General features: G+C 60.4%; 19 protein-coding genes. 1 reads left to right on the top strand and 18 read right to left on the bottom strand.

Annotation, left to right across the window (positions count from 1 at the left end; genetic code table 11):
* Nucleotides 1-23: 23 nt before the first annotated feature.
* The 6 genes from ERD78_RS00800 to ERD78_RS00775 form a co-directional block, all read right to left on the bottom strand.
* Entirely contained in the window at nt 24-779 is a 756-nt protein-coding gene (locus ERD78_RS00800) for an amino acid ABC transporter ATP-binding protein (RefSeq protein WP_129967277.1), read from the bottom strand.
* Nucleotides 772-1,428: an amino acid ABC transporter permease gene (locus ERD78_RS00795; RefSeq protein ID WP_129967276.1), complete on the bottom strand. Its 657-nt coding sequence runs from the start codon at nt 1,426-1,428 to the stop codon at nt 772-774. The genes ERD78_RS00800 and ERD78_RS00795 overlap by 8 nt, the downstream gene beginning before the upstream one ends.
* Before the next feature lie 13 nt (nt 1,429-1,441).
* A complete protein-coding gene (locus ERD78_RS00790; RefSeq protein WP_129967275.1) occupies nt 1,442-2,119 on the bottom strand; it encodes an amino acid ABC transporter permease in 678 nt (225 codons plus the stop codon).
* Between the two features lie 30 nt (nt 2,120-2,149).
* Nucleotides 2,150-3,052, bottom strand: a complete 903-nt coding sequence (locus tag ERD78_RS00785) for an NAD(P)-dependent oxidoreductase (RefSeq protein WP_129967274.1) — start codon at nt 3,050-3,052, stop codon at nt 2,150-2,152.
* A gap of 61 nt (nt 3,053-3,113) precedes the next feature.
* Nucleotides 3,114-3,908, bottom strand: a complete 795-nt coding sequence (locus ERD78_RS00780) for a FadR/GntR family transcriptional regulator (protein WP_209019929.1) — start codon at nt 3,906-3,908, stop codon at nt 3,114-3,116.
* Between the two features lie 104 nt (nt 3,909-4,012).
* The gene (locus tag ERD78_RS00775) at nt 4,013-5,401 is read right to left on the bottom strand and encodes an MATE family efflux transporter (RefSeq protein ID WP_129967272.1); all 1,389 of its coding nucleotides are present in this window, start codon (nt 5,399-5,401) and stop codon (nt 4,013-4,015) included.
* A gap of 125 nt (nt 5,402-5,526) precedes the next feature.
* Here ERD78_RS00775 and ERD78_RS00770 point away from each other — a divergent pair, with 125 nt between their 5' ends.
* Nucleotides 5,527-7,383 carry a phosphoenolpyruvate carboxykinase (GTP) gene (locus ERD78_RS00770; RefSeq protein ID WP_129967271.1) on the top strand — a complete coding sequence of 619 codons (1,857 nt, stop codon included), beginning with the start codon at nt 5,527-5,529 and terminating at the stop codon, nt 7,381-7,383.
* 40 nt (nt 7,384-7,423) lie between these two features.
* Here the strand turns inward: ERD78_RS00770 and ERD78_RS00765 are convergent, their stop codons facing one another.
* The 12 genes from ERD78_RS00765 to ERD78_RS00710 form a co-directional block, all read right to left on the bottom strand.
* The gene (locus ERD78_RS00765) at nt 7,424-9,358 is read right to left on the bottom strand and encodes a PhoX family protein (RefSeq protein ID WP_129967270.1); all 1,935 of its coding nucleotides are present in this window, start codon (nt 9,356-9,358) and stop codon (nt 7,424-7,426) included.
* 101 nt (nt 9,359-9,459) lie between these two features.
* The gene (locus ERD78_RS00760) at nt 9,460-9,774 is read right to left on the bottom strand and encodes a cytochrome C oxidase subunit IV family protein (protein WP_218940761.1); all 315 of its coding nucleotides are present in this window, start codon (nt 9,772-9,774) and stop codon (nt 9,460-9,462) included.
* A gap of 67 nt (nt 9,775-9,841) precedes the next feature.
* Entirely contained in the window at nt 9,842-10,471 is a 630-nt protein-coding gene (locus tag ERD78_RS00755) for a cytochrome c oxidase subunit 3 (protein WP_129967268.1), read from the bottom strand.
* Nucleotides 10,468-12,111, bottom strand: coding sequence for a cytochrome c oxidase subunit I (gene ctaD, locus ERD78_RS00750; protein ID WP_129967267.1), 1,644 nt, complete (start codon nt 12,109-12,111; stop codon nt 10,468-10,470). The genes ERD78_RS00755 and ctaD overlap by 4 nt, the downstream gene beginning before the upstream one ends.
* Nucleotides 12,108-13,061, bottom strand: coding sequence for a cytochrome c oxidase subunit II (gene coxB, locus ERD78_RS00745; protein WP_129967266.1), 954 nt, complete (start codon nt 13,059-13,061; stop codon nt 12,108-12,110). The genes ctaD and coxB overlap by 4 nt, the downstream gene beginning before the upstream one ends.
* Nucleotides 13,058-13,801, bottom strand: a complete 744-nt coding sequence (locus tag ERD78_RS00740) for an SCO family protein (RefSeq protein ID WP_129967265.1) — start codon at nt 13,799-13,801, stop codon at nt 13,058-13,060. Before ERD78_RS00740 ends, coxB begins: the two co-directional genes overlap by 4 nt.
* A 12-nt stretch (nt 13,802-13,813) precedes the next feature.
* A complete protein-coding gene (locus tag ERD78_RS00735; protein ID WP_129967264.1) occupies nt 13,814-14,203 on the bottom strand; it encodes a hypothetical protein in 390 nt (129 codons plus the stop codon).
* Nucleotides 14,200-15,264, bottom strand: a complete 1,065-nt coding sequence (locus ERD78_RS00730; protein WP_129967263.1) for a hypothetical protein — start codon at nt 15,262-15,264, stop codon at nt 14,200-14,202. Before ERD78_RS00730 ends, ERD78_RS00735 begins: the two co-directional genes overlap by 4 nt.
* Nucleotides 15,261-15,902: a c-type cytochrome gene (locus ERD78_RS00725; RefSeq protein ID WP_129967262.1), complete on the bottom strand. Its 642-nt coding sequence runs from the start codon at nt 15,900-15,902 to the stop codon at nt 15,261-15,263. Before ERD78_RS00725 ends, ERD78_RS00730 begins: the two co-directional genes overlap by 4 nt.
* Nucleotides 15,899-16,444: a DUF3341 domain-containing protein gene (locus tag ERD78_RS00720; protein ID WP_129967261.1), complete on the bottom strand. Its 546-nt coding sequence runs from the start codon at nt 16,442-16,444 to the stop codon at nt 15,899-15,901. Before ERD78_RS00720 ends, ERD78_RS00725 begins: the two co-directional genes overlap by 4 nt.
* Entirely contained in the window at nt 16,441-17,841 is a 1,401-nt protein-coding gene (nrfD, locus tag ERD78_RS00715) for an NrfD/PsrC family molybdoenzyme membrane anchor subunit (RefSeq protein WP_129967260.1), read from the bottom strand. Before nrfD ends, ERD78_RS00720 begins: the two co-directional genes overlap by 4 nt.
* Entirely contained in the window at nt 17,834-20,773 is a 2,940-nt protein-coding gene (locus ERD78_RS00710; RefSeq protein WP_129967259.1) for a 4Fe-4S dicluster domain-containing protein, read from the bottom strand. Before ERD78_RS00710 ends, nrfD begins: the two co-directional genes overlap by 8 nt.
* Between the last annotated feature and the right edge of the window lie 10 nt (nt 20,774-20,783).

Raw genomic sequence — 20,783 nt, 5'->3', positions numbered from 1 at the left:
GTCTCCTGATATGTGGGTGACGGCTAGAGCTCGTTGCGCAGGAATTCCTGCAGGGCTTCCGTCTGGGGATTGTTCAGGATGCTGGCATCCCCTTGTTCCCAGATTTTGCCGTCGTTCATGAAAACAATGGTGCTTGCGACCCTGCGAGCGAAATTCATTTCGTGCGTGACCATGATCATGGTCATGCCCTTGGCTGCAAGGTCTTCGATTACCCGCAGTACTTCTCCCGTGAGTTGCGGATCCAGGGCGGAGGTCACCTCGTCGAAAAGCATGACCTTCGGTTCCATCGCTAGCGATCTGGCGATCGCCGCGCGCTGTTGCTGTCCTCCCGATAACTGCTCCGGGTACTGGCTTGCCTTTTCCAGCAGGCCCACCTGCCCTAGCATGCGATGCGCAAGCTGCCGTGCCTCGGCCTTGGGCATCTTCTTGACGGACCTGGGTGCAAGCATGATGTTCTCCTCGACCGTGAGATGAGGGAACAAGTTGTAGCTTTGGAAAACAATGCCTATATCCAGCCGCAGGGCCTTGAGGTCCACATCGTGCTGGTCCACGCGGTGGCCGCACACGGTGATTGCGCCGCTGTCTATTGTTTCCAGGTAGTCCATGCAGCGCAACGCCGTGCTCTTTCCAGAGCCGCTCTTGCCAATGATGGCCACGACCTCGCCGCGGCCGACATCCAGGCTGACACCGCGTAGTACATGGTTGTCCCCGAACCGCTTGTGTACTTCCTTTAGGCTGACAATGGGTTCGGCATCGGGATTTGCTCTGACATCAGGCATAGGCTTTGTCGCTTCCTCTGATTTCAAGCCGGCGGCTTAGTATGGAAAGTGGATAGCACATTCCAAAATAGAGAATGGCAATGAGGAGATAAATCAGGAATGGCTGGAAGATGGTGTTATTGATGATCTGCCCCGCGCGAACAAGCTCGATGAAACCGACAATCGAGGCCAGCGATGTGTTCTTGATGATCTGCACCATGAATCCGACAGTGGGAGGCGTGGCGATGCGCACTGCCTGAGGCAGGATGACCTTGCTCATGCGCTGCAGGCGCGAGAGCGCCAGGCACTCAGCCGTTTCCCATTGCGCCCGAGGCACAGACTGTATCGATGCGCGCCAGCTCTCGCCCAGGTAGGCCGAAACGTAAATGGACAGCGACAGCGAGGCTGCCAGCAGCGGCGAAACCGACCAGCCCAGGGAAGGCAGACCGAAATAGATCAGGAAGATAATAACCAGCACAGGTGTGCCCTGTACGAGTTGTATATAGAGCGCGGTAGCCACCCTCAGGCTGCGCAGCGGCGATATGCGGCAGAGAGCGACGACGAGCGCTGATGCGCCGCCCCACAGCAAGGCAATCACCGAGAGTCCAACTGTCCAGAGCGCACCCTGCAGAAGAAAGGCCAGGTAGCCCATTGCAAAGCTTGCATTCATGCGCCGACCCTCCTCATATCAGTGTTCCCAGTTTTCTGCGCCGGGTGAAAAGCGCGAGACCCACAAGCCAGAGCAGCGCGCGCAGCGCGAGCGACAGCAGCACGTACAGCAGGCCCACCACGACATAGGTTTCCAGCGGACGGTAGGTGTCCGACTGTATGAAGTTGGCGACTGCGGTCAATTCCTCCGCCGATATCTGCGAGCAGATGGAGGAGGCCAGCATGAGGAGCACGAATTGGCTGGCCAGGGCAGGGTATACGCGCTCAAGTGCTTGCTTGAGGATGACATGCCAGTAGATCTGTCTTTTGGATAGTCCCAGCGTCTCGGCCGCCTCCAGTTGTCCTCTTTCTATCGAATCGAAGCCAGCCCGCATGATCTCTGCCGTATAGGCGCCCAGGTTGATCGTCAATGCGATCATCGCAACGGTAACGGCATTCAGGGACAGCCCCAGATTCGATATGCCGAAGTACACCAGGAAGATCTGCACCAGCAGTGGTGTATTGCGTATGGCTTCGACATAGCACGTGCAAACCCGGCGCAGCCACGCGATCGAGCCGCGCTTGCCGATGGCGCAGAATGTGCCGACACAGAAGCCGCAAAGGGTGGCGACGAGCGTCAGCTTGATCGTCAGGAACAGGCCCTGGATGATCATGGGCTCGCGGCCCAGCAATACGGAAAAATCGAGGTTCATGCTGCATGGCCTCCGTTGGCGTGCCGCTGTTCAGCCGGGCAGCGACTGGTTCGCCATGCGGTCGTAGACAGTGAACAGGGCCTGGTTTCCATTGCCTCCTTCGCCATGACCACGGGCGTCGAGGTATTGGGAGGTAACCAGGGACGTGGCCGGCAGCGGCACGGACAGGCCGAAGGCCAGCTCCTGCACAAGCTTCAGGTCCTTGAGCATGAGGTCTATGCGGAAGCCGGCGCGCGTGTCGCGCGCGATCATGCCTGGGCCCAGTTTGTCCAGCATCCACGATCCGGCCGAGCCGCCCATCAGGACATCGCGCAGTACATTCAGATCGAGGCCCGACGCCCTGGCCAGCGCAAATGCCTCGCAGATGGCCTGGATATTGATGCCGCACACCAACTGATTACATAGCTTCAATGTCTGGCCGGCGCCGCTTTCGCCGACATGGGTGATGGTCGTGCCCAGCGCGCGCAGCACGGTGAGGATACGGTCGAAGGCATCGCGCGCGCCGCCCACCATAATGGTCAGGGCCGCGTTTTCAGCCCCCACCGGGCCGCCCGATACCGGGGCGTCAAGGAAGTCTATGTCTTGCGCCGCCAGCGCCGAAGCCACTGTGCGAACCGCCGCCGGGGATATGGTACTCATGTCGATGATCACGCGTTGAGCGGGCGGATTGTGCGCCAATCCCCTCTCGCCAAGCACAATGGATTCGACATCCGGTGTGTTGGGCAGCATGGAAATAACAATGTCCGACTGCCGGCCCACCGCGCCCACGCTGTCCGCAGCGCGCGCACCCTGCCGGACAGCGGCCTGCACCGCCTCGGTGCGCACATCGTAGACAATCAGGTCGAAGCCGGCGCGGCAAAGGTTCGCAGCCATGTGCTGGCCCATTGTGCCCAGGCCGATAAAACCGATCTTGTGGATATCCTGTGACTGCATGTCTCGCTCTGGTGGCATATCGGATCTTGCGCCCGCTTTTAAATGAAAGAAAAAATGAATGTCAGGGCAGGGCTGTCCTGATCGTGGCGCGATAGCGTCTTTCGTCGCCAATGCTGAAATGGTCCCGCAGCTGGCGGTCTGCGGATTCCGCATCTTTTTCCGCCAATGCATGAAAGATGCGGCGATGGTCCTCGATAATCTGCGCTTTCAGGTCCGGCTCAACATCCACCACCTCGCGCCGTTCGCGATGCAGCTTGATCAGCAGCGGCTGCATCGCGCTGTACAGGCCGATCAGCGTTTCGGACTTGCTGGCGCGGACTATGGCCGAATGGAACGCGAAGTCGGCAATGCCGCCATGGGAGGGGGAATCGATCGTGGCTCGTATATGAGCCAGGGCCTCGCTCACGGCTTCCAGATCCTGCGGCGTTATGCGTTTGCATGCCAGCCTGATGGCCTGGCACTCAATGGCAATGCGCGCCTGCATCAGGTCGTCGATGACGCCTTTGTCCTGGGCCAGCGTGAAGGCAAAGATATCGCTGAGTATTGCGGCATCGGGTTTGCGCACAAAGGTTCCGACGCGCTCCCGGACTTCCACCACACCTATCATGGCCAGCGCCCGCAATGCTTCGCGCACGACGGGACGGCTGACTTCCAAGTGTTCGGCCAGCTCGCGTTCGGGCAGCAGTAGATCGCCCGGCCGCAGGCTGCCGTCGAGCAGCTTTTCGCGCAGGAACTGGAAAACCTTGTCGTATCCCTGCTTGGCGTCGTCCGCTTTCCGGACAATCTTGATGGTGCTTGTCATGCCTGTGGTTTTACCACAGGACTTGCCAGACAATGTATGCGGGTTTCCACCCATGGATGAATCCCGACTGGTTCGGCATGGCACCGCCGTGGCGGCAAGGGGTGAAAGAGGCTGTCAGCGTGCGCGCCGCCAGGAGGGGGCGGCGGATGGTGATGCCGTCAGCGTAGCGCGGCGGGCACTAGATGCAGCCTGTCGCGGTGCGCCCATCTGTGCGTCATGAGCACTGCGACCACCGACAGCCCGATGGCGAGTCCGCACCAGATGCCGACGCTGCCCCAACCGGCCCAGAACGCAAGTGCGGCCCCGCTGGGCAGGCCAACACCCCAGTAGCCCAGGCCGGCATAGATCATAGGTATGCGCGTATCGTGGAGCCCGCGCAGCATGCCTGCGCCCAGTACCTGGCCGGCATCGACCACCTGGAATAGCGCGGCCACGGCCAGCAGGGCCGAGGCGGTAACAACGACGGGGGCATTGACGGGATCGGCCAGGTCGAGAAACAGGCCGATGAGCAGCCTGGGCGCGGTGATCATGACCACGGCCGACATGGCCATGAACCCCGTGCCCAGCGCGAATGCCGTCCAGCCTGCACGACTGATCGCGTTCCGGTTTCCCGCACCGAGCGCCAGCCCCACCCGCACCGTCGCGGCTTGTGCAATGCCGTAGGGCACCATGAAACTGACACTGGCGATCTGTATTGCAATGGAATGCGCGGCCAGCGCGACCGCGCCCAGCCAGCCAATGAGAAACGCGGCCGCATTGAAGATGGTGACCTCAAAGGCCGTGGTGATGGCTATGGGCAGGCCGAGCCGCCAGAAGGCCCGCAGGCGGGGCCAGTCGCTTCGCCATAGTTCGCTGAAAACCCGGTAGCGCCGCAGACCGGGTTCCACCTGCACGATGATGGACATGATGAGCAAAAGCGCAAATGTGGCAGATGCGCTGGCGATACCCGCGCCAATCAGGCCCAGGGCGGGAAAACCGAGATTGCCGTAGATGAGCACCCAGTTTGCAAATACATTGAACAGTATGCCCGCAAAGGCGGCGAACAATGCGGAGCGCGGACGCTCCAGGGCTGAGACGAAAGACCGCAGAACCAGATAGCCCAGAAAGCTTGGCATGGCCCAGAGAAGGCCCCGCAGGTAGGTGCCTGCCATGCTGGCCAGCTCGGGAGGCTGCCGCATGGCCAGCAGAATGGCTTCGCCGTGCCAGAGTGCCATGCAGCCCGCCAGCGACAGGATTGCTGCGCTCCACAGACCCTGGCGTACGGTGAGTTGAACATCGCGCATGGCGCCGGCTCCGCCTGCGCCCAGCTCGCGGGCCGCCATGGGCGCCGTGGCGGACACCAGCCCCATTGCGAAAAAGGCAATGGCCATGTACAGGTTCGCGCCCAGGGTGGCGGCGGCCAGCGCCTTGGGGCCCAGGCGTCCTATGAACACCACGTCGGTCACCGTCATGGCAATCTGCGCCAGATTGGTGAGCACGAGCGGCAGCCCCAGCCTCAGGGTAGCGGCGGCTTCGCGCTTCCAGAGCGCATGCTGGTCGGGCGGCATCAATTCTCCTTGCTCACTAATCCGGAATCATACGCGTTACGAGCAATAACATGGCTGGCGCTGGTTCTGCCGTATGATGATGGCCGGAGATATTGTTGTTCAGACCATAGCCAGGAGACAGTTAGATGGATCAACGGTACAAACATGGGGCGGTGCACGACAGTGCGCCGGAATATGTCCGGCACCAGGGTGTGATCGACTGGGTGGCGCGCATGGCTACCTTGCTTAAGCCGGAGCGCGTCGTGTGGTGCGACGGATCCCAGGAAGAATACGACCGCTTGTGCGAGCAGATGGTGCAGGCCGGAACGCTGCGCCGCCTCAATCCCGAGAAGCGTCCCAACTCCTATCTGGCCTGGTCCGCGCCGTCCGATGTGGCGCGCGTCGAGGACCGTACCTTCATCTGCTCGGAACGCAAGGAGGATGCCGGCCCTACGAACAACTGGGCCGCGCCGCAGGAAATGCGCGCAACGCTGAATGGCCTGTTTGACGGTGCGATGCGCGGCCGTACCCTCTATGTCGTGCCGTTTTCCATGGGGCCGCTGGGCTCGCCCATTTCGCATATCGGCATCGAACTCAGCGACAGCCCCTATGTGGTCGTCAATATGCGCATCATGACGCGCATGGGGCGCAAGGTGTACGACATTCTGGGGAGCAAGGGGGATTTCGTTCCTTGCGTACACTCGGTGGGCAAGCCTTTGGCGCCCGGCGAAGCCGACATACCCTGGCCGTGCAACGATACCAAGTATATTGTCCATTATCCGCAGACACGTGAAATCTGGAGTTTTGGATCTGGCTATGGGGGTAACGCGCTGCTAGGCAAGAAATGCTTTGCGTTGCGCATTGCCTCGACCATGGGGCGTGACGAGGGATGGCTGGCCGAGCATATGCTCATACTCGGCGTCGAATCACCCGAAGGGCGCAAGCGCCATGTGGCCGCTGCGTTTCCGTCCGCCTGCGGCAAGACCAATTTTGCCATGCTGATTCCACCGGAGAGCATGAAGGGGTGGAAGGTCAGCACCATAGGCGACGATATTGCCTGGATCAAGCCTCAGCCCGACGGCACCCTGCGCGCCATCAATCCCGAAGCGGGTTATTTCGGCGTTGCGCCCGGTACCAGCATCAAGACCAATCCGAACGCCATGGCAACGCTGGCCGCCAACGTTATTTTCACCAACGTCGCGCTGACGGACGATGGCGATGTGTGGTGGGAAGGCATGACCGATGCGCCGCCGGCTCATCTCGTTGACTGGCAGGGCCGCGACTGGACGCCCGAGATTGGCAAGTCGGAGGGCCGCAAGGCCGCGCACCCCAATGCGCGCTTTACCGCGCCTGCATCGCAGTGTCCGTCCATAGACCCCGATTGGGAAAATCCGCAGGGCGTGCAGATCGATGCCTTCATATTCGGCGGGCGGCGCTCAACGACCGTGCCGCTTATCACGGAGGCGCGCAATTGGTCAGAAGGCGTTTATATGGCAGCCACCATGGGGTCGGAAACAACAGCGGCGGCAGCGGGGCAGCAGGGCGTTGTGCGCCGCGACCCATTCGCCATGCTGCCTTTCTGCGGATACAACATGGGTGATTATTTTGCCCATTGGCTTGCATTGGGCGAACGGCTCGAGAAGTCGGGCGCTATTCCGCCGCGCATTTACTGCGTGAACTGGTTCCGCAAGGATGCGGACGGGCGTTTCGTGTGGCCGGGATTCGGCGAGAACATGCGTGTTCTCAAGTGGATATTGGGTCGCATCGACGGGCAGGCCCAAGGCGAGGAGCATATGTTCGGCGTCTCGCCGCGCTATGAAGACCTGGACTGGGCCGGCCTTGCCTTCACGCGCGATCAGTACGCGCAGGTGATAGCGTCCGACGCCGCTGCCTGGCGCGCTGAGCTGAATCTGCATGGGGAGTTGTTCGGCCGCCTCGCCGGACGACTGCCCAAGGTGCTGCCGGGCGTGCTGGCGCGATGGTCGTCCAGTATTCCCGCGTAGAGCACGGCCCGGCGCCTGGAATCCCGTCGCGACGGACCTTTCAGGTGCCTACGATACCGCCGTCGTCCTTGGTAATCACCAGCGTGGCGGAGCGCGGAATGGCCGTGCCGCCATCGGGCCAGTGGCTATTGCCGTTTTCACCCGGATGCTGAATATTGACGAACAGGGTGCGACTGTCGGGCGTGAAGCTGATGCCCGTTACCTCGCACTCCGCCGGCCCGACAAGAAAGCGGCGGATTTCCTTACTGACCGGATCCGCGCACAGCATCTGATTGTTGCCTTGGCCCGCATAGTCTCCGCGGTTGCTGTATTTGCCGTCGGTCTGTATCCAAAGGCGTCCTGCCTGATCGAAGGCTAGGCCGTCGGGGCTGTTGAACATGTTGTCGGGCGTGATATTGGCTGACCCTGATTTTGGATCCAGACGGTCGGTGTATACCGCCGGGTTTCCCGCCAACACGAAAAGATCCCATTCGAACGCAGTCGCCGCCGCATCGCCGCCCGCTTCGCGCCAGCGTATGATTTGTCCGTAGATATTCTCTTTCCGCGGGTTGGGGGCATTCACCTCGGTGCGCTTGTCGTTGTTGGTCAGCGTGGCATAGACCTCACCGCTGTGCGGGTGCACGGCAACCCATTCGGGGCGATCCATTTTTGTGGCCCCCACGGCATCGGCCGCCAGGCGCGTGTGAATAAGTACGTCGGCCTGATTGGCAAAACGGATGTCGGCGGCGAGATCGGGATTGGCCGCCTTGTCCAGAGGTATCCATTCGCCTCGGCCCATGAGATCGCCCTCAACCTCGTCGTCGTCAAAGCGGGCGACATAAAGCCTGCCGGCATCGAGCAGATCGGGATTGTAGCGGCCTGGGTGGAAGGCTGCCTCCGATACGAACTTGTACAGATACTCGCCGCGCTGATCATCTCCCATATAAACCACAACGCGTTTATCGGCTGCCAGCGTCACGGCTGCGTTTTCGTGTTTGAACCGGCCAAGCGCGGTGCGTTTTCGCGGTTGCACCTTGGGGTCGAAGGGATCGATTTCCACGATCCAGCCGTAGCGATTGCATTCATTGGGCTCGCGGGCATAGTCGAAGCGCTCGGCGAACTTTTCCCAGCCGTAGGCGGTGGCGCCGGGTTCGATGCCATAGCGTTTCTGTGCGGCTGTGCGAGTATCGCTTTGGGAAGCGCTGCCGAAGTAGGTATTGAAGTTTTCTTCGCAGGCTAGATACGTATTCCATGGCGTCCAGCCGTTGCCGCAATTGTTGAATGTACCCAGCACGCGCCGGCCGGACGGGTCTGCGCGCGTGCGCAACGCCGCCGCTCCTGCCGCAGGTCCCGCCAACTTCATCTGCGTCGATGCCGTGATTCTGCGGTTGTAGAGCGAGCGAGGCTTCACTTGCCATTTCCCCTTGGCATTTCGGGTGACATGCAGGATGGAGATGCCATGCGCATTCATGGCCTTGGCAACGCGCTCGGGGTTCAGGGCTTTGCGGCGCTCCCTTCCGAACAGCCAGATATATTCTCCATTCTCCACCGTGGTGTACTCGTGATTGATGACCAGCAGGCCTTCATCGCTGCGGCCATCCATCGGGAAGAAATGTATGCCATCATGATTGTCGCCAACCTGCATGGCCTGGCTGGCAGCGTCGTCGCTGCCGTCCGCTTTCCATGTGGGGGCCCCTGTGAGCAGCGGCGTACCCCAGGGGGCGAGCACAGTGGCGGTATAGCCAGGGGCGATGGCAACGGCGTCGTCGGTTGCGGCGGGAATGCCTTGGAATCCCAGCAGTGCGCTCTCGGGGCCTCTGCCGCGCGATGCACAGGCGGCGAGAGGGCCGGCCAGGAACAGGGCCGCGGACAAGCCTGCTCCGGCTTTTAGAAAGCCTCGCCGATCGACTGCGCGCCGCACGATCTCCTGGAATGCTTCATTGGCGGAGGTATTGGTGGAGATGTCTTCGGTGTCGACGCTGGCGAAAGCATGCATGGGGGCCTCGTAACCGGCTGAGATAGAGGCGCCCAGTATGACGATGCAAGATTGCAATAGTTTGACTGCCGGTGGATGAATGGCGCAACGGCATACCCCGCCTACTGGCTCTGTTGCCCCGCCGCCGATGTGCTGGGTTGGGTGGCTTGCCAGGCACTGCGCTCGATATTGCGCGTCACGAAGTCGGCGCCGCTGAGGATGAACAGCAGGCTGAGCGTGACCAGGCCCACGGCAGCAATGAGGCGCAGCAAAGGGATGCTGTGGCGCAGATGCATGAAGAACATCGCTACCAGTACAGTTTTCGCCACGGCGATGACAATGTTCAGAACGACATTGGCCTCGCCCAGCGGCACCAGCGAACTGATGGTGGTGGCTGCAAGCAACGCCATCAGGCAGATCCAGACATGAACGAGCATTTTCACGCAACTCCTCCTTCCATTTGCGCCTGCTTGTCTCGAGCCGGCAGGCCGTCCAGCGCACAAGTCATGACGCGCGACCAGCCAGGTACAAGGCTGGAAACAGAAATATCCATACGATATCTACAAAATGCCAATACAACCCGCATATTTCGAGGCGGCGTACAGCTGTGTGTCCGCTGTCGTGCTTCAGGTGGCAGCGGCAGTACAGCATCAAGGCCAGGCCAATGATCATATGCAGAGCGTGAAGCAGCGTGGCAAAGAAATAAATGAAATAGAAAAGCTGAGCCGCTGCCTGATCAGTGGCCTGATCCACATGAAAATGTGGTCCAGGCACTAGGTGCTCGTGCCAGTCCTGGCCATATTCGTAGCTTTTGATCAGCAGGAACGCAGCGCCCAACACGATGACGCAGTCCAGCGCGCGCCGTGCCTGTGTGCGTGCGTTTCGCTCCGCCAGCAGCAATGCCGCGGCGACGCAAGCGCTGCTGGTCAGCAATAGGGCTGTATTCAGGGTGCCGCAGACCAGGTCTGTGCTGCGGCTCGCCGCCTCGAATGCCTGCGTCCAGGTGTGGCGTCCGTATACATACGCAAAGAACACCGGCCCGAAGAACATGATCTCGGATGCCAGGAATACCCACATGCCCATGCGAGCGCGCGTATCGTGGGTAGCCCGAGCAAATTCGGATGCGGCGCTCATGCTCCCGCGCTCCCTGCGGCTGGGTAGTCATAGGGGCGCGCGGAGCCGTCCGGTTCCTCATCAAAATTATGCTGGGGCGGCGGCGACCGGGTCTTCCATTCGAGTCCCGTCGCCTGCCAAGGATTGTCGGGGGAGCACTTTCCATGCCACAGCGACCAGAGAAGATAGCCTATGGGCAGCAGATAGCCTATGGCCAGTACGGCGGCGCCGCTGGAAGACAGTACATTAAGCACCTGAAACTGCTCGGGATAAGTGTGGTAGCGGCGCGGCATGCCTTCATAGCCGAGCAGGTACTGGGGAAAAAACGTCAGATTGAAGCCCGTGAAAATAATGATGGCGGCTGCCCGCGCCCAGGCCTCTGAATAGAGGCGCCCCGTGATTTTCGGCCACCAGTAATGCATGGCGCCGAGATAGGCCATGACCGATCCACCCACCATGATGTAGTGAAAATGCGCGACGACGAAGTATGTGTCGGTGACGTGCACGTCGACTGCCAGCGAGGCGAGAAACAGGCCCGTCAATCCGCCTTGGAGAAAGAGAACGACGAAGCCAAGCGCATACAGCATGGGAGCGGAAAACGTAATGGAGCCTTTGTATAGGGTGGCTGTCCAGTTGAACACCTTGATGGCGGAGGGTACGGCAACCATGAAACTGAGTACGGAGAAAACCATGCTTGCATAGACTGACTGGCCGCTGACAAACATGTGGTGTCCCCAAACCAGGAAGCTGATGATTGCGATGCCGATGATGGCAAAAGCCATGAATCGGTAACCGAACACTCGCTTGCGCGCAAAGCAGGGAATAATCTCGCTCGCCACGCCCATGGCGGGCAGCACCATGATGTATACCGCCGGGTGGGAATAGAACCAGAACAGGTGCTGGAATAGAAGCGGATCCCCACCCAGTGCCGGATTGAACAGGCCGATGTGGAGAACGCGCTCCGCGGCGAGAAGCAGGAGTGTTATGGCAAGTACAGGTGTGGCAAGCACGAGAATGATGCTGGTGGCATAGATGGCCCATACGAACAGGGGCAATCCGAACCAGCCCATGCCGGGAGCGCGCAGCGTATGAACGGTCACGATGAAGTTCAGGCCGGTCAGTATGGATGAGAATCCCACGATCAGGACGCCCGCCAGCGTCAGGATGACATGGGTATTGGAAAATACGGACGAATAGGGTGTATAGAAAGTCCAGCCGGTATCGACGCCACCCAGCAGCAATGCAGCAATGGTGAACAAACCGCCACCCGCATACAGGTACCAGCTGAGCAGATTCAGGCGAGGGAACGCAAGATCGCGGGCCCCGATCATGAGAGGCAGCGCAAAATTACCAAATACCGATGGGATGGAAGGAATGAGAAACATCCAGACCATGATGACGCCGTGCGCGGTGAACAGCCGGTTGTATGTATCGGCATCGACCACATCGGCGGCGGGCGTGAAGAGCTCCAGCCGCATCAGTGCCGCAGCCACCGCACCGATGAAGAAAAAGGCGGTGATGGACAGTGCGTACAGAATGGCGATGCGTTTATGATCGTGGCTGACCAGCCAGGACCAAAGTGTATAGCCATCGTGAAGATAGCTGGGTCGCGCCGAACGGGCCGTTCTGGATGGATCGACAACGCCTGTTGTGTTGCTCATGGCCGCTCTCCCGCAAGCGTGTCCGGACCGAGCGAGCGGATATATTCTATGATGGCCATGATTTCCTCTTCGTTGAGTTGGTTCTTGAAGGAAGGCATGATGGCGTCATAGCCTGCCACGATCGCTTTCTGGGGCTCCATCATGGCGTCGCGGATATAAGTCTCGTCGGCGACAACTGTGCCGCCGTTGGACAGATGCACTGTGCGGCCCAGCAGTCCGGCCAGTTCGGGCGCATGCACGGACGATGCAGCGGCGTGGCAGCCCATGCAGCCATGCCTGCGAAACAATGTATAGCCTCGTGCCGCCAGCCCTGCATGCGTGGGGCCAGCCTCCAGCCATTGCGCATAGTCTTCGGGCGCCATGGCAACCACGCTGCCCTTCATCTCCGCATGATCTGTGCCGCAGTACTCGGCGCATAGCAGTAGAAACTCGCCCTCGCGATCCGCTGTAAACCACATTGTGCTGTAACGGCCGGGCACCACGTCTCGCTTGTTGCGCAATGCGGGCACGAAAAAACTATGTATGACATCCTGCGAGGTCATGATCAAGCGCACCGGGGTGCCGACAGGCACATGGAGCGTGTTGATTTCCCGTCGCCCATTCGGATGTTCTGCTTTCCACATCCATTGCTTGGCCACAACGAAAACACGCAGCGCATTCCGCGGCGCATGGAACTGCAGCGCATAATCGCGGGCAGCCCATGCGAAAAGCAACATAAAGACCAACATCGGTGCGATGGTCCATGCGGCTTCGAGGCCGCCGGCATGAGATGGCGCATTCCTGCGATCCACGCGGGCCTTTTTCCTGTATCGATAGCAAAACATGATGATCACCACGATGAAAGCAATCGCTATCAGCGTGGAGAAGGCGACCAGGGCCAGATAGAGCTTATCGGTGTCTCGCGCGGCGGAGGAGGCCGCGGGCGGAAAGAGTGTGAACGCGTGGCTCATGACGGCCTCCGCGCGTTGCGGCGTGCAATCCATATCCCGCCTGCGAGCCCGATCAGCGTCAGGAGGCCTATCATCCGCACCACCGTCATCACTGTGACGGTATATCGCCCAGCCAACGGATCATAATGGCTGCACAGCAGCAGAACCTGTTCCGTCAAGCTTCCGACACGCTCGTCCGAAGCCTCGATCAAGGCCAGGCGTACATCCCGGCTGTCGAAGCGCAGCCCGGAGAAATAGCGCGATATGACGCCATCCGGTGTGGCAATCAGAAAGCCAGCCGGGTGGCTGTATTGATCATGCTCTCGATCGTAGCTGTAGGTGAAGCCGGCCGCTTTGGCGAGACGGGCGATCTGGTGTTGCTGTCCGGTCAGCAGATGAAGCGCGCCTGTATCTTCTCCGCTGCGGCGGTATGCTTTCAGTTTGCGTGCGGCGTCGTCCGACGTTTCACGCGGGTCGATGCCTACGCCGACAATGGTGTACGGCAAGCCCGTTTCACGTGCCACTTGCAAGACGCCATCCATAATGGTGCTGCACAGGCGCGGGCAATGATAGTAGCCAAACACCATGATGACGGGGCTTGTTCCAAAATAGCTGGACAGCTGCCTGACATGACCGTCCGCGTCGCGGAACACGGCATCGAGCGGCAGGCCTGTGCCGGGGCGCTGGTGAAACAGAGGCGCGGGGCTGGCATGCACCATGGCCATGGCGCATGCCAGCAGAAGCATGGAAATCACCCGCATCGCCGCGCTCCTTTATTTGTGATCGCCATCGTCCGTCTCCAGGCCCATGAGGTATGCGCTGCGCTGTTCGGCTGGAATGTCTGTCGTCTCGGTCAGCGCACGCATGGCCTGCTCGACGGGTATGCGCGCCAACTGCCGGGATGCGTTGATCCAGGCATAATCTTGTGCAATACGCTGCTTCTCGGCAAGGTAGGCGCGTAGTGCCGATTGCGGTGTGGTCTCCAGTGCCGGTGCAATGCCGCGGCGAGCATCTATTGTCTGCCAGTCGGGTGGGTTGCCCACATGCCAGATTCTGCCCAGGGCAGCGACTGCGGCCAGCACAATGGCTATGGCGGCAATCAGGAGCACGAGCAGCAAGCCCATTCGGCGGATTGGCACCTCGTTGTCAAATGGCCTTTTCATGCTTCAATCTCCTGATATGGTGAAAGAATCATGGCAAGAAGCAATGCCGTCATCGCCAGCATGGCGAGAGGAGCCATCCAGGCCGTGTGCCATGTCATGCCGTTGATCGAAGGCAAGGTGATCCACACGGATTCGAGCCAGCCCAGTACGCACAGGATTAGGGCAAGACTGCGCAGGCGCGGCCGGCTCTGCTTGACGGCACGAAACAGCAACAGCAGCAGCGGCGCGAAGAAACCCGCCGTCGTTAGTACGATACCCAGCCAGAGCCAGTCTGTCTGGAGCCGCGGCACATACCAGGCGATTTCATGAGGCAGGTTCTCCGACCAGATGATCAGGAATTGCGTGAACGCCAGATACGCCCACATCAATATATACATCAGCATCAGGTTTCCCCAATCGCGTCCGATCTGGGGCGCGAATGTACCTGCCTGCGGTCTGTTGCGGCTCGCAGGCTTGGCTGCGGCCGCCACGCCCAGCGCAAAGCCCAGCTTCATGGCCATGGCGATGGCCAGCAGGCCGAATCCACTGGCATACCATTGCGGGACCAGCGACATGATCAGATCCACGGAGGCCAGACCTATGGTTATGGCATAGACGATGAGGCCAAAGGCGCTGAAGCCCTTGCGCCGGATGGGCATCAATGCCAACGCCTGCCATAACACGGCATAAACAACAAGGCGAAGCGTGACGAATCGCGGAGAAAGCCACAAGGTCTGGAATTCGGGATGAGACGAGTGCGGGGCCCAGCCCGCCTGGCTCCAGGGATAGAAGTGCCAGATTGCGCCAAATAACGGGAGCATCAGCGCCAGCAGCATTGGCATGGCGGCGGAAATCCGCCACCACGTCTGGCGCAGCGGTACACCCCAATCGCCGCCCGACAAATCGTGCAGCCACAGATTGGCCCGGGCGCCGAGCACACCGCCCGCACAGGTCCACCATGCCGCGAGCCAGCAGGCGAAGAAGGCCTTGCGATCCACAATGACACCCAGGCAGAAGATCGCGATGGCAATCGATCCGCCGATAATCAAGCGTATGCTGCTCCATTGAGAGGATAGGCTCATTGCTTATTCTCCGTTAGGGAAGCAGCGCCGGAAAGGGCGTGTCTTGCCTTTTTCTGAATATCCACTGGCAGACGATCGACTCGCGCGTGCTGGCTGATTTGCAAGGCGCGTACATAAGCCACGATCGCCCATCGGTCCGCCGGCGCGATACGGTCTGCATAAGAGGCCATGACCCCATATCCTTTGCTGATGACGTCGTAGATATAGCGGTCATGCACCTTGCGCAAACGTTCACTGTGATAGCTGGGCGGCGACGGAAATCCGCGCCGCACAATGCGGCCATCGCCATCTCCCACTGGGCTATGGCATGGAAGACAGTAAATGGAGAAGCGCGACTGCCCCCTTGCAAGCAGCTTCATATCAATCGGGTACGGTTGGGTCTGTGCGGCTTCATCGCGCGCGCGGCGCTCGGCGCGGTCTGCGCCAAGGCGGCCGCTCGACGAGCCGGGCCTCGCGCCACGCGCATGCGCCACGCTGCCAGCCGGGGGTGTGCGGGACGCGGCGCCGTCTGGGAACAGACTGCTCGTACCGTAGGTGTTTCCGCGTGGCTGGTCGTACATGTTGTGCATCATGCGTTCGCAGCCCGGAAGCTGCAGCAGTACAGGCAGCCCCAGCAGCAGGTGCGCCAACCGCTTCATGACCACACCTCGTCGGAGGCTGCTGCGCCCAGATCCTCGAGGCGCTGCCGATAGTAGGCGGCGTCAAATCCGCCTGCCTGCCGATGCGTAGTGCGAATACAAAGAAAGTAGCGATCGCGCGTGGCGAGATCAAAGCAGGGGGCGTTGAATACCGGATGATACAGGCGCGGCAATCCATTTATGGCAAGCATGCCGAAGGTTGCCGCCAGGGCGGCGCAGAGTATGGCCATCTCGAATGTCACGGGTATGAACATCGGCCAGCTGTTTAGCGGCCGGCCGCCGATATTGACAGGAAAGGACACGACTGCGGCATACCATTGCATGAAAAATCCACCCAGCCCGCCGATCACGCCGCCGATTAGCGTGAACAGCGGTATTTTGCTGGCACCCAGGCCCAGTGCTTCAGACAAGCCTTCCACAGCGTAGGGCGCATAAGCCTCCAATTGGATGGCGGCGTTCTGCTCACGCAAGGCATTAATTGCCTCAAGCAGCGCATCGGGCGTCTCGAATCGGCCAATCACTCCATAGAGTATCGGTTTCATCGTGCTTTCTCCTCTGCTGTTTCCTGTACCAGTCCGCGCATTTCCGCCATGGAAATCATGGGCAGGTAGCGAATGAACATGAGAAACAGCCATATGAACAGGCAGATCGAGGAAAGCAGGAAAATCCAGTCCCACACGGAAGGCACGAAGTTGCCCCAGGACGAGGGCAGAAAATCCTGATGCAGGCTTTGTACGACAATCAGGAATCGTTCCATCCACATGCCAACGTTGATAAGTATGCTGATGACAAACAGTGCGGGTATGCTGCACCGTATTCTTCGCCACCACAGCAATTGGGGAATCAGGACATTGCAGACGATGTACGCCCAGTACACCGGTGCATAGAAGCCGGTGAAGCGATCCTGCGTCATGTGGATTTCGTACCTGTCTCCGCTGTAATAAGCCGTGAATATTTCCGAGGCGTAGCCATAGGCAACGAATAGACTGCAAGCCAGCATGACCTTGGCGGCCAGGTTCAGGTGCCGCTGCGTGATGAACGCATGCAGTTGGAAGTAGTGCCGCAGGGGAATGGCCAGCGTGATGACCATGGCAAAGCCTGAGAACAGCGCGCCCGCGACAAAATAGGGCGGAAAGATGGTCGAGTGATAGCCAGGTGTGTTGCCTATGGAGAAATCCAGCGATACGACGGTATGCACGGAAACCACCAGCGGCGTTGCGAGCCCTGCGAGAAGCAGATAGGCGCTCTCATAATGGTGCCAATGGCGAGCCTCCCCGCGCCAGCCAAGTGCAAAGATACCGTAGGCGAGGCGCTTTCCCCGGCTGGCTGCCTTGTCGCGCAGCGAAGCCAGATCGGGAAGCAGACCCACATACCAGAACAGCAAGGACACCAGCAGATACGTGGAGATGGCAAAGATATCCCAGACCAGCGGGCTACGCCATTGCGGCCACAGCTCCATGCGATTTGGATAAGGCAGCAGCCAGTATGCGAACCACGGGCGGCCCAGATGGAAAATCGGAAACAGCCCCGCGATACCGGCGGCAAACAGTGTCATGGCCTCAGCAAAGCGATTGATGGAGGTGCGCCATCGCTGGCGCAGCAGCAACAGAATGGCGGAGATGAATGTACCGGCATGGCCTATGCCTATCCACCATACGAAATTGCCCAGTGCAAAACCCCAGGCCACGGGCATATTGACGCCGAACAGCCCGACACCGCGCACGAAAAGCCAGGTGCTTGCGCCCAGCAGCACAACGACACCTGTAAAGCTCAACAGCAGTGCCCCACGCCAACGCCAGTGCGCGTGCCAGCCGTGCGTCCAGGGGCCGCCTCGTCCGAGAACAATGTCCGATATTCTGTCCGTAACACTGCCCGCGGTCCATCCTGGTCCGAGTTCCGACGTGCCAGGAGAAACAGCCTGGGTGCCGCGCTCAGCCATCTCCGTCTCCAAGCTTTGCCAGAGGGTTGTCGATGCGCGCGAGATAGGTGGTTCGCGGACGCGTATTCAGCTCGTCCAGCACGGCGTAATTGCGTGGCGAGGCCTTGCTGCGGCTCACGCGGCTTTGGGGGTCATTGGTGTCGCCGAACACAATGGCCTGGGTGGGGCAGGTTGCCTGGCAAGCGGTCACTACTTCGCCGTCCTGAATGGCCCGCCCTGATTTCTGGGCTTCAATGCGTGCGTGAGAGATCCGTTGCAGACAGTAGGTGCACTTCTCCATGACGCCGCGCTGGCGTACCGTGACGTCTGGGTTGGCATGCGCGGCCGAACTTGGATCCTTGCTGGCGTAGTCGAAGAAATTGAAGTGCCTCACCTTGTAAGGACAGTTGTTGGAGCAGAAGCGGGTTCCGACGCAGCGGTTATAGACTTGTACGTTCAGGCCCTCGCTGTCATGCATGGTTGCGCCGACCGGGCATACCACCTCGCAGGGGGCATTCTCGCAATGCTGACATGCCATGGGTTGAAATTGCGACTTGTGTTTCTCATCGTCCCAATAGAGATCCACGCGTATCCAGTGCATCTCCCGGCCGCGGGCAACCTCCTCCGGGCCCACGACGGGGATGTTGTTCTCCGCCTGGCAGGCAAGCGTGCATGCATTGCAGCCTATGCAGGCATCCAGGTCCACGGACATGCCCCAGGCATAGCTATCATATTCGCGTGCGGGATACAGGGAGGGCGCAGCGGCAGCAGATCCATGATGCGCTGTCTTGCCTGTTGGCGGTACGTCCTGGATGTTGTGACCGTCAGGCATGGCTGGCCCCCGCCGCAGCTCTACGGTGCGTACGGGTTCGCGGCCCGCCTGGGTCATCTCGTGCTGGGTCCTGGCGAAAGCGTGATGATCGCCCGTGGCACGCAGCAATACCGGGCGGCTGCGGCGCGTGGCAGCATGTTGCATATCCAGAAGCGGATAGGCGTCGAATCCGCGGCCATGCGCGTTGCTGCCGCCGTGACGCCGTCCGTATCCCAGGGGTAGCGTCACGACTCCATCGGCATGGCCAGGCTGAACCCAGACAGGCACCCGCAATTTTGCATGCGCGTCCGCAGACGAAAGCGACACAATGTCGCCGCTGCGAATCCCATGGCGACGAGCGGTGGCGGGGCTCATCAATGCGGCATTGTCCCAGCTGATCTTGGTATAAGGGCGTGGAAGCTCCTGTAGCCATGTATTGTTCGCATATCTTCCCGTTACGATGTTGCTGTCGTTTGCGAAGACGGCGACGAGTTCGGCTGCTTGCGAGACGGTGTGGCCGCCCCCGAGCGCCAATTCGGTTAGCGTGTGAATGTCCAGATTCAATGCGGGGTCGGGCTGCGCATCCACCACGACGCCTTGCCGCAGCGATGTCTCCCAATTTGCCGCCATCGCGCTGTCGTTCTCCGGTCTCCATAGAGACCGCCATGTCTCGCGAACGCATGCATGCGCATCACGCGTCTGGCCGTGCGCAAGCAGATTGAGCAATGTATGTGGAGATCGTCCGCCATAGAGCGGCGAAATAACGGGCTGAATGATGCTGGGCGTCCCATCGAAGCTGCGCGCGTCGCTCCATGACTCCAGCTCGTGCGTCATGGGTATGTGCCATACTGCCTGGTGCGCGGTCTCGTCGGCGTACAGGCCCATATGAACGGAGCACGGCACATGCTGTAATGCATCTTGGAAGTCCAGCGAGCCGGGGGCATCATAGACCGGGTTTACATCCAGCATGATCAGCGTGTTCACTGCTTCATGGCGCATTGCATCCACCAGGCTGGACATGTCTTCCGGTCGCACTGATGAAGAAGGCTCACCGGCGGTACTGATGTTGGTTGGCAGCGCTGATGCGGCCACTGTGAGCGTCCTGCCCAGATTCCCCAGATGCGCATTGATTTGCCACGCCAGCAGTTGTCCGTGTTCCGATAGGCTGCTTCCGGGCGCAACCACGCTCGTGCCAGCCGCATCACGCAGCTGCGCTGCCAACCCGCGTACCCATTCCTCGTCGGCTGCATCGGCCATATGATGACGCCTCAAGCCTTGCACGCCGAGATGAGCCGCTATTGCTTCGAGAACGGCCTCCATGCCGGCGGGGGACAGCGCGACACGATGGTCTGCAAGTGCGCCGCAAAGGCCTGGTGCGCTTTCCAGTGCATACAGATGGGCTCTTGGCGTTCCGCGGCGCGACTGCATGAAATCATGGGCGTTGCGTACACCGTCAGGCGCGGGCCCGAACAGGTCTGCGTCCACAGCAAGAACGACCCGCGCCCGATCCAGGTGATAAATGGTGCGCGCGGGGCCGCCGAACAACCGCTTGGCAAGTCGTGATGCCGCATCGCAGCCTGCGGGGTCGTGTACATGCCATACCGCCTCTGGATAGCGGGCCTTCATGGCGCCGATCTGCGCGAGCAGCGTGGGTGAGGACACTGGCCCGGTCAGCAGTCTCAGTCCGCTCCCGCGCGCTGTGTCGGGCCCACGCAGACTGTGTGCAATAGCGTCGAGCGCCGCGTCCCAGGTCGCCAATTGTCGCTGCTTCATGACGATGTGCGATCGTTCGGGGTCCCACAGCGTCAGCACCGAAGCCTGCGATTGCGCATCGGCCGCACCCAGGCTGGCCGGATGCAGGGTATTACCCTCTATCTTTATGGGGCGGCCAGACTCGGCTTCGACCAGCACGCCAACACCGTAGCCTTCGCGCAGCAGTGTGCTGGCATAGAAAACCGGGTCACCGGGTACAAGGCCTTCGGGCATGGAAACATAGGGCAGTATCTTCTCCTGGGGCGCCTGGCTGCACCCCGCGCCGGCCAGCGCCGCTGACGCGGCCAGGAGTTTGAGCACTCGCCTGCGGCCGTTGTCCATGCCGGCGTGAGGCGGTACATCGATGGCGTTGGCGTCCTGGCGTTTCATGGTCGGCTTT

Source organism: Allopusillimonas soli, assembly GCF_004153445.1.
GTDB classification, from domain to species: Bacteria; Pseudomonadota; Gammaproteobacteria; order Burkholderiales; family Burkholderiaceae_B; genus Allopusillimonas; species Allopusillimonas soli.
Note: the sequence above shows the minus strand (reverse complement) of the source record. Positions and strands in the feature narration are given on the sequence as shown.

Coding starts and splice junctions, on each gene's coding strand:
- ERD78_RS00800 (WP_129967277.1), bottom strand. CDS start 779: ATGCCTGATGTCAGAGCAAATCCCGATGCCGAACCCATTGTCAGCCTA.
- ERD78_RS00795 (WP_129967276.1), bottom strand. CDS start 1,428: ATGAATGCAAGCTTTGCAATGGGCTACCTGGCCTTTCTTCTGCAGGGT.
- ERD78_RS00790 (WP_129967275.1), bottom strand. CDS start 2,119: ATGAACCTCGATTTTTCCGTATTGCTGGGCCGCGAGCCCATGATCATC.
- ERD78_RS00785 (WP_129967274.1), bottom strand. CDS start 3,052: ATGCAGTCACAGGATATCCACAAGATCGGTTTTATCGGCCTGGGCACA.
- ERD78_RS00780 (WP_209019929.1), bottom strand. CDS start 3,908: ATGGGTGGAAACCCGCATACATTGTCTGGCAAGTCCTGTGGTAAAACC.
- ERD78_RS00775 (WP_129967272.1), bottom strand. CDS start 5,401: ATGCCGCCCGACCAGCATGCGCTCTGGAAGCGCGAAGCCGCCGCTACC.
- ERD78_RS00770 (WP_129967271.1), top strand. CDS start 5,527: ATGGATCAACGGTACAAACATGGGGCGGTGCACGACAGTGCGCCGGAA.
- ERD78_RS00765 (WP_129967270.1), bottom strand. CDS start 9,358: ATGCATGCTTTCGCCAGCGTCGACACCGAAGACATCTCCACCAATACC.
- ERD78_RS00760 (WP_218940761.1), bottom strand. CDS start 9,774: ATGCTCGTTCATGTCTGGATCTGCCTGATGGCGTTGCTTGCAGCCACC.
- ERD78_RS00755 (WP_129967268.1), bottom strand. CDS start 10,471: ATGAGCGCCGCATCCGAATTTGCTCGGGCTACCCACGATACGCGCGCT.
- ctaD (WP_129967267.1), bottom strand. CDS start 12,111: ATGAGCAACACAACAGGCGTTGTCGATCCATCCAGAACGGCCCGTTCG.
- coxB (WP_129967266.1), bottom strand. CDS start 13,061: ATGAGCCACGCGTTCACACTCTTTCCGCCCGCGGCCTCCTCCGCCGCG.
- ERD78_RS00740 (WP_129967265.1), bottom strand. CDS start 13,801: ATGCGGGTGATTTCCATGCTTCTGCTGGCATGCGCCATGGCCATGGTG.
- ERD78_RS00735 (WP_129967264.1), bottom strand. CDS start 14,203: ATGAAAAGGCCATTTGACAACGAGGTGCCAATCCGCCGAATGGGCTTG.
- ERD78_RS00730 (WP_129967263.1), bottom strand. CDS start 15,264: ATGAGCCTATCCTCTCAATGGAGCAGCATACGCTTGATTATCGGCGGA.
- ERD78_RS00725 (WP_129967262.1), bottom strand. CDS start 15,902: ATGAAGCGGTTGGCGCACCTGCTGCTGGGGCTGCCTGTACTGCTGCAG.
- ERD78_RS00720 (WP_129967261.1), bottom strand. CDS start 16,444: ATGAAACCGATACTCTATGGAGTGATTGGCCGATTCGAGACGCCCGAT.
- nrfD (WP_129967260.1), bottom strand. CDS start 17,841: ATGGCTGAGCGCGGCACCCAGGCTGTTTCTCCTGGCACGTCGGAACTC.
- ERD78_RS00710 (WP_129967259.1), bottom strand. CDS start 20,773: ATGAAACGCCAGGACGCCAACGCCATCGATGTACCGCCTCACGCCGGC.